At 65.4% G+C, this 11,594-nt stretch carries 5 protein-coding genes; 1 reads left to right on the top strand and 4 read right to left on the bottom strand.

What is annotated here, in order from left to right:
* Window positions 1-171 precede the first annotated feature (171 nt).
* The 4 genes from AC07VG_RS31140 to AC07VG_RS31125 form a co-directional block, all read right to left on the bottom strand.
* Window positions 172-2,118 carry an acetyl/propionyl/methylcrotonyl-CoA carboxylase subunit alpha gene (locus tag AC07VG_RS31140; protein WP_495022422.1) on the bottom strand — a complete coding sequence of 649 codons (1,947 nt, stop codon included), beginning with the start codon at window positions 2,116-2,118 and terminating at the stop codon, window positions 172-174.
* Complete coding sequence (locus AC07VG_RS31135) at window positions 2,118-2,933, bottom strand: gamma-carboxygeranoyl-CoA hydratase (RefSeq protein WP_495022421.1); 816 nt, start codon at window positions 2,931-2,933, stop codon at window positions 2,118-2,120. Before AC07VG_RS31135 ends, AC07VG_RS31140 begins: the two co-directional genes overlap by 1 nt.
* Before the next feature lie 149 nt (window positions 2,934-3,082).
* Window positions 3,083-4,690: a carboxyl transferase domain-containing protein gene (locus AC07VG_RS31130; RefSeq protein ID WP_495022420.1), complete on the bottom strand. Its 1,608-nt coding sequence runs from the start codon at window positions 4,688-4,690 to the stop codon at window positions 3,083-3,085.
* Window positions 4,691-4,701: 11 nt separating this feature from the next.
* Window positions 4,702-5,865 carry an isovaleryl-CoA dehydrogenase gene (locus AC07VG_RS31125; RefSeq protein ID WP_495003827.1) on the bottom strand — a complete coding sequence of 388 codons (1,164 nt, stop codon included), beginning with the start codon at window positions 5,863-5,865 and terminating at the stop codon, window positions 4,702-4,704.
* A gap of 270 nt (window positions 5,866-6,135) precedes the next feature.
* On the opposite strand from AC07VG_RS31125, the gene AC07VG_RS31120 reads away from it, so the two are divergent.
* Window positions 6,136-11,472, top strand: a complete 5,337-nt coding sequence (locus AC07VG_RS31120) for an NEL-type E3 ubiquitin ligase domain-containing protein (protein ID WP_495022419.1) — start codon at window positions 6,136-6,138, stop codon at window positions 11,470-11,472.
* Window positions 11,473-11,594: the final 122 nt, after the last annotated feature.

Genomic DNA, 11,594 nt, shown 5'->3' with positions numbered 1-11,594 from the left:
ACAAAGGCCAGGTTCCCACAAAGGCCAGGTTCCCACAAAGGCCAGGTTCCCACAAAGGCCAGGTTCCCACAAAGGCCAGGTTCCCACAAAGGCCAGGTTCCCACAAAGGCCTGGCTCCCACAAAGGCCCGGCTCCCACAAAAGCTCTGCTCCCACACACGCCTGGATCCAGTCAGGCCTCCAGTTCCACCAGCGCACTGCCTTCGCTGACCATTTCACCTTCCTGGCAATACAGCGCCTTGATCACGCCCGCCTGGGGCGCGCGGATGCTGTGTTCCATCTTCATCGCTTCCAGCACCACCAACTGGGCCCCGGCCTCGACGCTTTGTCCGACGGCCACCAGCACCCGTACGATGCTGCCGTTCATCGGCGCGCTCAGGCCGCCCTGATGGCCGTGGCCGCTGTCGACGGCGGCAATCGGGTCGAAGCGGGTGATCTTGTGGCACACGCCCTGCCAGTGCAGATAGAGCCCGTCGGCACTGCGGATCACGCGATGCCGCCGGCGAATGCCGGCCTGTTCCGTCGACAGGTATTCCCCGTGCAGTTCAAACCGGGTATCCGGCGTCAGGCTCACGGCCCGGTCCTCGCCGTCGCAGCTCAGGTGCACCACGGTTTCCGCCGGCAGCCCGCTGCGAAAACCATTGCCCAGGGCCCAGGGCGAGGCCGGGTCGTCCGAACGTACACCAGGGGCCTGGCCCTGGATGAAGGCTTGGGCGGCCGCTTGCCAGAACTCATCGGTACGCGCGCCCGGCTGCGGCAGCAGGTCTTCCTGGTAACGGGGAATAAAACCGGTATCCAGTTCGGCGTCGGCAAACGCCGGATGAGCGACGATCCGCCGGAGGAAACCGAGGTTGGTTTTCAGGCCGCCAATCACGAACTCATCGAGCATCGCCAGCAGGCGCAGGCGCGCCTGTTCGCGGGTCTCGCCCCAGGCGATCAGCTTGCCCAGCATCGGGTCGTAGAATGGCGAGACGCTGTCGCCCTCGGCCACGCCGCTGTCAACCCGGCGTCCCGCTCCCGGCGCCGACTCGCGATAGAGCTCCAGGCGCCCGGTAGCCGGCAGGAAATCATGGCCCGGGTCTTCGGCGTACAGGCGCACTTCGATCGCATGGCCATGCAGCGGCACCTGCGCCTGGGTGATCGGCAGCGCTTCGCCGCAGGCCACGCGAATCTGCCAGGCCACCAGGTCGAGGCCAGTAATGGCTTCGGTGACCGGGTGCTCGACCTGCAGGCGGGTGTTCATTTCCATGAAGAAGAAGTCGCCACGGGCGTCCAGCAGGAACTCCACGGTGCCGGCACCGACATAGCCGATGGCCTGGGCCGCGCGCACCGCCGCCTCGCCCATGGCCCGACGCAGCTCTGCGCTCAGGCCGGGGGCGGGGGCTTCCTCGACGACTTTCTGGTGGCGGCGCTGGATCGAGCAGTCGCGCTCGTTGAGGTACAGGCAGTGGCCGTGCTGGTCGGCGAACACCTGGATCTCGACATGGCGCGGCTTGAGCAGGTATTTCTCCACCAGCATCCGCGAATCGCCGAAGGACGACTGCGCTTCACGCTGGGCCGAGGCCAGGGCTTCGGCCAACTGGCTGACATCCTCGACCACTTTCATGCCCTTGCCGCCACCGCCGGCGGTGGCCTTGAGCAGCACCGGGTAGCCGATTCCCTCGGCGGCGGCGCGGAAGGTCTCCAGGTCCTGCGCGGCGCCGTGATAACCCGGCACCAGTGGCACGCCAGCGGTTTCCATCAGGGCCTTGGCCGCGGACTTGCTGCCCATGGCGTCGATGGCGCTGGCGGGTGGGCCGAGGAATACCAGGCCGGCAGCCTCGATGGCCCGGGCAAAGCCGGCGTTTTCCGAGAGGAAACCGTAACCGGGGTGGATCGCCTGGGCACCGCTGGTCAGGGCGGCGGCGATCAGTTTGTCGATCTGCAGGTAGTTTTCGGCGGCCTTGCTGCCACCCAGGTCGACGCGGATATCGGCTTCACGGCTATGGCGGGCGTCACGGTCGACGGCGCTGTGCACGGCGACGGTGGTCAGGCCCAGGGCCTTGGCGGTGCGCATCACCCGGCAGGCGATTTCACCGCGATTGGCCACCAGGATGGAAGTGATCACGGGCGTGCTCATCAGCGCGACTCCTTGGCGGCGGACTCGGTCTGCCAGCTCGGTGGGCGTTTTTGCAGGAAGGCCCGCAGGCCTTCCTGGCCCTCGGCGCTGACGCGGATGCGGGCAATGGCATTTTCGCAATAGCGGCGCCGTGCCGGACTGAGTTCACCGCTGCCGATTTCCCGCAGCAGTTCCTTGCTGACGCGCATGGCTTGCGGGCTGTTGAGCAACAGGTTGTCGATCCAGGTCGTGACCTGTTGCTCCAGCTCGCTGGCCGGACAGGTTTCCGACAACAGACCTAACTCGCGCGCGCGCAGGCCGCTGAAGCGTTCGGCGGTCAGGACATAGCGGCGCGCGGCGCGTTCGCCGATGGCCTGGACCACGAACGGGCTGATCACCGCCGGGGCCAGACCGATGCGCGCCTCCGAGAGGCAGAACTGCGCATCGTCGGTACCGATGGCCATGTCACAGGCGCCGATCAGGCCGAGGGCGCCGCCATAGGCCGCACCCTGGACCACGGCCAGGGTCGGGATTTTCAGCTTGGCCAGGTTGTACATCAGTTCGGCCAGTTCGCGGGCGTCGTCGAGGTTGGTGGCATAGTCCAACTGGGCCGATTGCTGCATCCAGGCCAGGTCGGCGCCGGCGCTGAAATGCCGGCCACGGCCGCGCAGCACCAGGAAACGCACGGCGGCGTTGGCCTGGACCTTGTCCAGAGCGATGATCAACTCGCGGATCATTTCGGCGTTGAAGGCGTTGTTCTTTTCTTCGCGGCTCAGCCAGAGGGTGGCGAAGCCGCGAGGGTCGATCTGCAGTTCCAGGGTGTTGAAGTCGGTCATGGTGTCGGGTCCTGTGCAGCTTTTTGTAGGCGCTGGATTGCCAGTGATGACGATGTTGTCCTTGCCGCTGCCATCGCCGGCAAGCCGGCTCCCACAAGGTTTGGCGTTTTCCCCGAGAGGCGCGGCAGGCACGAGCCGGCGGGTGACGGTCACATCCGGAACACGCCGAAGCGGCTCGGCTCGATCGCTGCGTTGAGGGCGGCCGAGAGCGCCAGACCAAGGATTTCGCGGGTCTGGGCCGGGTCGATCACGCCGTCGTCCCACAACCGGGCGCTGGAGTAGTACGGGTGGCCCTGGTGTTCGTACTGGTCGAGGATCGGCTGCTTGATCTCGGCTTCCTGTTGCGCCGAAAAGCTTTCGCCGTTGCGCTCGTGCTGCTCGCGCTTGACCTGTACCAGCACTCCCGCCGCCTGCTCGGCACCCATCACGCCGATCCGCGCGTTCGGCCACATCCACAGGAAGCGCGGGTCATAGGCGCGCCCGCACATGCCGTAGTTGCCGGCGCCGAAGCTGCCGCCGATGATCACGGTGAATTTCGGCACCTTGGCGCAGGCCACGGCGGTAACCAGCTTGGCGCCATGCTTGGCGATACCGCCGGCCTCGTACTTCTGGCCGACCATAAAGCCGGTGATGTTCTGCAGGAACAGCAGCGCAATGCCGCGCTGGCAGGCCAGTTCGATAAAGTGCGCGCCTTTCTGCGCGGCTTCGGCGAAGAGGATGCCGTTGTTCGCCAGGATCGCGATGGGATAACCGTGCAGGTGGGCGAAACCGCAGACCAGGGTGGTGCCGAACAGCGCCTTGAACTCATCGAACACTGAGCCGTCCACCAGCCGGGCAATGACCTCGCGTACGTCGAACGGTTGCTTGGCGTCCGCCGGCACCACGCCATACAACTCGTCGCTGCTGTACAGCGGCGCGATCGGCGTGCGTTGCCGCAGTTCGCCGAGCTTGTGCCAGTTGAGGTTGGCGATGCTGCGCCGGGCCAGGGCCAGGGCATGTTCGTCGTTCTCGGCGTAATGGTCGGCCACGCCGGAAATCTTGCAGTGCACATCGGCACCGCCGAGGTCCTCGGCGCTGACCACCTCGCCGGTGGCGGCTTTGACCAGCGGCGGGCCGGCAAGAAAGATGGTCGCCTGCTGACGAACCATGATCGCTTCGTCGGCCATCGCCGGCACATAGGCGCCGCCAGCGGTGCAGGAGCCCATGACCACGGCGATCTGCGGGATGCCCTGGGCGCTCATATTGGCCTGGTTGAAGAAGATCCGCCCGAAGTGCTCGCGGTCCGGGAACACTTCATCCTGGCGCGGCAGGTTGGCGCCGCCGGAGTCCACCAGGTAGATGCACGGCAGGCGATTTTGCTGGGCGATGGTCTGCGCGCGCAGGTGTTTTTTCACCGTGAGCGGGTAGTAGGAACCGCCTTTGACCGTGGCATCGTTGGCCACGATCATGCATTCGACGCCTTCGACGCGGCCGATACCGACAATCACCCCGGCGGCCGGAACCTCCTCGCCATAGACCTCATACGCCGCCAGTTGGCTGATTTCGAGAAAGGGCGAGCCGGGATCGAGCAGGCGGTTGATCCGTTCGCGCGGCAGCAGTTTGCCCCGCGAGGTGTGCCGTTCCTGGGCCTTCGGCCCACCGCCTTGCTGGACCTGGGCGAGCAGCGCGCGCAGGGCCACGACCTGTTCGAGCATCGCCGCGCGGTTACCGGCGAATTCGCTCGAACGCGGGTTGAGTTGCGTGTGCAGGATTGCCATGTGCGCGCCCCTCAGCGGGTTTCGTTGAACAGTTCGCGGCCGATCAGCATGCGGCGGATCTCGCTGGTGCCAGCGCCGATTTCATACAGCTTGGCGTCGCGCAGCAGGCGTCCGGCGGGGAACTCGTTGATATAGCCGTTGCCGCCGAGGATCTGGATCGCGTCGAGGGCCATCTGGGTCGCGCGCTCGGCGCTGTAGAGGATCACCCCGGCGGCGTCCTTGCGGGTGGTCTCGCCGCGCTCGCAGGCCTGGGCCACTGCATACAGGTAGGCGCGGCTGGCATTGAGCTGGGTGTACATGTCGGCGACCTTGCCCTGGATCAGCTGGAACTCGCCGATGCTCTGGCCGAACTGCTTGCGGTCGTGGATATAGGGCACCACCAGGTCCATGCAGGCCTGCATGATCCCGGTCGGGCCGCCGGAGAGCACCACGCGTTCGTAGTCGAGTCCGCTCATCAGCACCTTCACGCCGCCATTGAGCACGCCAAGGATATTTTCTTCCGGCACTTCGACGTCATCGAAGAACAGCTCGCAGGTGTTGGAGCCGCGCATGCCGAGCTTGTCGAACTTGTTGCTGCGGCTGAAGCCTTTCCAGTCGCGCTCGACGATAAAGGCGCTGATACCGTGGGCGCCCTTTTCCGGCTCGGTCTTGGCATAAATCACGTAGGTGTTGGCGTCGGGGCCGTTGGTGATCCAGGTCTTGCTGCCGTTGAGCACGTAGTGGTCGCCGCGCTTGTCGGCGCGCAGTCTCATCGAGACCACGTCGGAGCCGGCGTTCGGTTCGCTCATGGCCAGGGCACCGATATGTTCGCCGCTGATCAGCTTGGGCAGATATTGGGTTTTCTGTGCGTGATTGCCGTTGCGGTTGATCTGGTTCACGCAGAGGTTGGAGTGGGCTCCGTAGGAGAGGGCGACCGAGGCCGAGCCTCGGCTGATTTCTTCCATCACCAGCACATGGGCCAGGTAGCCGAGGCCGGCGCCGCCATATTCTTCGGCCACGGTGATGCCCAACAGACCCATATCACCGAACTTGCGCCACAGGTCGGCGGGGAACAGGTTGTCGATGTCGATCTGTGCCGCCCGCGGAGCGATCTCTTTGGCGACGAAGGACTGAACCTGGTCGCGGAGCATGTCGAGGGTTTCACCGAGGGCAAAGTTCAGGGTCGGATAGCTCATGGGGCACCTGTTGTTATGGGTTGAGCAAGGCGTTGGTGTGAGTGATCATTCACCTTTACGTTAACGTAAAGCTGATGGGTCTGACTGTCAATCGGACATTTTCGACGCAGCAGTCCGGCGTCGACAGAAGCGGGGGAGGGGCGGGGGCTAGATAGTGCTGGTACAGGCCTGATTTATGCCGTTTGCAGGGGCTGATCCGTCCCATTATTTGAACTTGTTCCGGTCGAGCGCATCCGTACGCTCGGGGTTTTAACCAGGAGTTCAGCCCCGATGCGCCGATCCAAGGATGATCAACCACCCCCTTCGCCCCAGCACCAGGCGCCGCCGGGCGCGCCCTTGAACCGGCACCAGGGGTTTATCGCGAGCCGGATTCCGGCGCCGTTGAAACACCCCGGCTCCGCCTGCCTCAAGGCGCTGGCCAAGCTGGACCCGAACGTGCCGCCCTGGTACGCCAAGGCCACGCCGGCGACCCGCGGCGCCTTTGAAAAGAGTCAGCAGGAACGCTGCGTGAGCCAGCATGAACTCGAGGCGATACTGGAACGCATTGTGCCGTTGGAGGCCTTTGCCGAACCGCTGCTGAAGGCGGCGATTGGCAAGACCTTCAACCTCGAGCTGGATGTCAGGCACAGCTATTTCGTCCGTCGCATGCAACGCAGCCGCTCGTCCAGCCTGGGCGGTTTTCTCGGGTTCTCGGCGGGCGATCCGCTGGTCCGCAACTGGTACTGGGATATCCCGCTGCTGGAGGCGGCGCTGCATAACTTCAGCGCCGCCGAAGCCGGCAAGGCGCCGGACGAGGGCCGTGAGTTCATTACCCACGACCACAACACCGACGCGGTGCGGATGAGCTACATCAAGGACCATGAACTGCCCGTGCGCCCCGAGCAGTTTGCCACGCTGTGCCGCACGCTGGACCTGGGGCGCCAGTACCAGGCGCATCTCAACGCGGTGCTCAACCCGGTGGATGCCGCGCAGAAAGCACGGGTGCGCCGGACCTGGGTCCGGTATTTGCGCCATGAGTTGGACGAGGCGCTGCATCTGGCGCGGATGACAGGCGATATTCCCACCGATGCCTACCAGATGTTGCGGCAATGGCTGGCGGACCACGGCGATATCCGCCTGGACGGCCACAGCGTGCGCCCTTCGCGACTGCGGATGCTTGGCGTCGACCTGAGCGAGATCCTGCTGTTCGGCGCCGAGCGCGCTGGCACGCTGCAACGTTGCGTGACCTATGTGCCCGGCGATGACCGGCAGCCGATCCGCGAGCATGTCTCGACCACGGCGTTCATGATCGATTTGCGTACACGCCTGCATGGCGCCAGCTTCCGGCGTTTCTTCAGTCGGTTTATCACGGTGCGCGAGCAGCCGGGGTTTTTCCGTGCGCTGAAAAAACGCCTGGACCCCAGCGACCGGCATGAGATGTGGGACGACTATAGCCTCGACCCTGGCCTGCGCGTGGGCCTGGATCTGGTCGACCTGCCCCTGCGCATGGATAGCCGCGCCTTGCTGGATACGCTGCTGGCGGATCAGTGCGAGTTGAAGATCGCTCGTATGCTCGGCGATGCCCGCGCCCTGGCCGTGCCCACCGGCGACGAGGACCGTGACGCCCGGATCGCCCGCTTCATGGCGGTGTTCGACGCCGGCATGGATGTCCTGAACTTGCTGGTGTTCGTCCCCGGCCTTGGCCAGGTGATGCTGCTCGCCATGGCGACCCGGATGCTCCATGAGGTCTATTCCGGGATCGAGGCCTGGGAAGCTGGAGAAACCCGCGAGGCCTGGGCGCACTTGCTCGGGGTGGCGATGAACCTGGCTTTTATCGGCACCGCTGGAGCCGTCCTGCCGCATGTCGATACCTCGGCGTTTGTCGACAGCCTGGTGCCGGTCAGCCTGCGCGAGGGCGTCATGCGCCTGTGGAAACCCGACTTGCAGCCCTACGAACACCAGCCGTTGCTAGCGGATGGCGCGCTACCCGACAAGCTGGGCGCGCACGATTACCTGAATGACTACTATCTGCCGCTGGAGGGGCGCTACTACCGGTTGCAGGCCGACGAACACTGGCCGGGACGTTATCGCGGCCAACATGCCCGTGCCGACGAGCTGGTCAATCCCTATGCCCCGGCCTTTCGCTCCAACGGCGCGGGAGGCTGGCGGCATGAGCTCGACGAACCGCTGGGCTGGGATGACGAGCGGCTATTCGCCCGCCTGGGGCCGGAGGCCGCCAGCCTGGACGGCCAGACGGCCAGGCGCATCCTGGAGATCTGCGGGATTGACGTCGATGTCTTGCGCGAGGTGCACCACAACACCCGGCTGCCACCGGCCTTGCTCGGCGACAGCGTGACCCGGTTTGTCCTCGACCGGGAACTTGGGCGCCTGGTGCAACGCTTGCAGTCGGGAGGGGCGTCGAGCGGCTCGCTCGATGAGCTGCATATGGAGATGCAATTGCTCACCAGCGCTGCGGTCTGGCCTCGTTCGAAGGTGCTCAGGTTGCTCAACGGTTCCGGCCGTACGCTCCAGGAGTACCCGGCGCACGTCGACGCCGACGTGACGCGGATCGAGGTGCGCTGGCCGGGACTGGATGCGGACGGCTTGCTCACGCAGGTGCTGCGTCAGCTGGATGAAGCCGAGATCCGCAGACTGCTGCGCGAGGAGTTCGGACTGGGAACGGTCAGCCTGTCGGCCCGCGTGGTGACGCTGCGCCAACGCCTGGCCGGGGAGGCCAGCCGACGCCGGGCGGACCTGTTCGATTCGCACTACCGCTACCGTACGGCGCCGGACCGCGACGAACCGGGTGTGGCGGTGTTGCAACGGGACTTTCCCGACCTCCCGGTGCGGGTGGCGGAGGAACTGGCCAGGCATGCCGATGGTCGCGAGTTGCAACAGTTTGAGGCCGGGCACGTGCCCTTGCGCCTCGCCGAAGAGGCTCGCCACTACCTGCGTAATGTACGAGTGGTCCGCCAGTATGAAGGCCTGTATCTCGACTCGGTGCACCAGGCCGAGACTTACCGGGTGGTCCTGCCCCTGCTGGAGAAATTGCCGGGCTGGTCGCGCCGTGTGCGGATCGAAATCCGCGACGGTGCCTTCGACGGCGACTTGCTCGCCAGTGTCGGCCCGCGGCGCGCGCCGATCAGTCGTGTGCTGATCAAGGACAATGGCCTGTACGAGTCCTGTGACGAAGTCGGTCTCGACCTGCACGGCCCGGACGATCTGTATGCGGCGCTGCTGCATGCCTTGCCGGATGCCGAGCGCGCCGCGCTGGGCCTGCCGCATGTCGGCCAGGGGGCACAACTGAAACGGGCATTGCGCGCGCTGCCGACGTTGCCGCGCGATGAGCTGGCTGGGAGGATGGCGCCGACGGCCTCCCGGCCGGTGGGCCGTCCACCGATGGGGCTGGCCGCTGGGCGCAGCGGTTATTCGCCCCGCGAGCGCGGGGTGGATGTTGCCCCGCAAAGGCTTGGTGGGGAGCTGATCACGCTGGCCCGTGAGGTCTACCCGGTTCGCGAGTGGGCAACGATGGAACGCCTGCTCGGTATGCAAAACCCCCAGGCTATCGCTCCTCGAGGCCGCAATCCGGAGTTGCTCAAGCTGGCCCGCGAGGTCTACCCGGCCCATGAATGCGAAGCGGTGGAGCGCTTTCTCGGCCTGGAGCATGCGACTGACGAGGCGTTTTCCCAGCGCCTGGGAGATCTGTGGGTCGAATACCAGAACCTCAGCCAGCGCCTGGACAGTTGGGTCTGGACGCCGAGCTACTACCTTGAGGGCCGGCGCTTCGTGGCCGTCTCGGACACCCCCCGACGCCTGGTGGCCGAGGAAATCAAGCGCTGCTGGCGGCGCGAGACGCCCGTTGCCCGCAGCGAAGGGCCGGTCCCCGGTCACCGGCTGAAGCTGGATAACCAGCGGGTGGGCAGCTTGCCCGTGCTGGCCGCCGATTTCAGCCATGTCGGCGAATTGAGCCTGAACGGTATCGGTGTGTCCGGTGATATCGACGGATTCCTCGGGCGCTTCAGTGCGGTGCGCTGGCTGTCGGCGAGTGACAACAACCTGGAGGCGCTGCCCTCGGCCATCGCGGGCATGACGCAATTGAGCAAACTGATCCTCGCCAACAACGACATCGTCCTGACGGCGGAAGCGGCAGGGCAACTGGCCGGGTTGAGCCGCCTGCAACTGCTGACGTTGGAGGGCAATCCGCTCGGTTACCGTCTCGATCTGTCCCGGCTGACCGGCCTGCGCGGACTGGGCTTGCAAAGGACCGGACTCACTGCCTTACCTGGTGGTCTCGGGGGGCTTGAGCGCCTGCAAGTACTGGACCTGAGTGACAACACGCTGGAGGCCGTACCCGATGTCTCGGCCATGGGCGACCTGCAGATCCTCAATCTGAACCGCACGGGTATCAGCCAGTGGCCCGTGGGTTTTGAGCATTGCCCGGACTTGCACACCCTGGACCTGAGTCATAACGCGATCAACGATATACCGGCGCAGGTCGATACGCTGCTTGGTGGCTTGCGACCCGCCCAGCGCCGGGGCATCAACCTGCAGGACAATCCGCTGACCGACGCGGCCCGCGCGACCGGCTCGCGCCTGGGGCTCAGTGGAGTGGTCGCGCTGGTGCCGGTGTCCGCCACCGAGGAAACGGAGTATTGGCTGGAGGGCACTGACCCTGGCCAGCAGACGTCCAGGCGCGGGCTTTGGCAGTCGTTGCGGGAAGAGCCGGAGAGTGGCGATTTTTTCAACGTCATCCAGGGCCTCACGGTGTCCGCGGATTTCAGCCAGGCGGGTTATCGTGCCGCCTTGATTGCGCGGGTCTGGAAGGTGATGGAGGCCATGGCCGCCAACACTGAACTTCGCCAGAGAGCTTTCCGCCTGTCCACCGAGGTCGACACCTGTGCCGACGGCATGACGGATATTTTCAGCAACCTGGATTTCGAGGTGCTGCTGGAGCAGGCGCAGGCCATCGCCGACCCCACCGTCCGCGAGGGCGAGCTGCTCAAACTGGCGAGAAGCAAGACCCGTCTGCAGGCCCTGGGGCGACTGGCGGATGAGGAGTACCGCCGACAATTGAGCCTCGAAGATCCGCCCGATGAAGTCGAGATCCATCTGGCCTATCGGATTGGCCTGACGCGGAAACTGGAGCTGTTGGCCCAGCCCCGTTCCATGCTCTTTCCGCAGATTGCGAACATCACACCGCGGCAGATCGAAGCTGCGGGGAGCGCGGTGTTGGCGGCGGAAGCCGAGGGTGGCCTGGTCCGTTCGTTATTGACGCTGGAGCCGCCGTTCTGGCGAGCATTCCTGGAAGAGCAGCATGCCGCCGAGCTCAAGCTCAATACCGAGTTCTACTATGCCCGGCTGGAAGCCCTCGAGACGTTGAAGGATAAGCTCGAGGAGTGGATCGTGCCCGGGCGCCACCCGGAAGCTGAGCGCAGGAGCTTGCGCGAGGCGATCAGCCAACTGGCGGCAACCCTGGAGATCGCGCCCGATCAACTGTTCAGCGGGCAGCCGATGAGCGAACAGTTCTATCGGCAAGTCATCGAGGCGATTGCCCTGGAGCAGGGCGGCTTGCTCCGTCGCCTGACCCTGCAGGCCCTGGATCGATTGGCCGCGCCGGGCAATCGCTAACGGGACGAGCGCGTCTTGACCCCGGCCCCGCCATTGCGCTCAAGACGATTAGTGTAGGAGCCGGCTTGCCGGCGATGGCGTCGGTAAGTCTTGCCGCGATCTCGCGGACGCCGTCGCCGGCA

It is taken from the genome of Pseudomonas sp. GW821-FHT03C07 (assembly GCF_059420925.1).
This window is presented reverse-complemented; position numbering and strand designations above follow the sequence as displayed.

Excerpts from the sequence above, each read along its gene's own strand:
- AC07VG_RS31130 (WP_495022420.1), bottom strand. The coding sequence starts at position 4,690 with ATGGCAATCCTGCACACGCAACTCAACCCGCGTTCGAGCGAATTCGCC.
- AC07VG_RS31140 (WP_495022422.1), bottom strand. The coding sequence starts at position 2,118 with ATGAGCACGCCCGTGATCACTTCCATCCTGGTGGCCAATCGCGGTGAA.
- AC07VG_RS31125 (WP_495003827.1), bottom strand. The coding sequence starts at position 5,865 with ATGAGCTATCCGACCCTGAACTTTGCCCTCGGTGAAACCCTCGACATG.
- AC07VG_RS31120 (WP_495022419.1), top strand. The coding sequence starts at position 6,136 with ATGCGCCGATCCAAGGATGATCAACCACCCCCTTCGCCCCAGCACCAG.
- AC07VG_RS31135 (WP_495022421.1), bottom strand. The coding sequence starts at position 2,933 with ATGACCGACTTCAACACCCTGGAACTGCAGATCGACCCTCGCGGCTTC.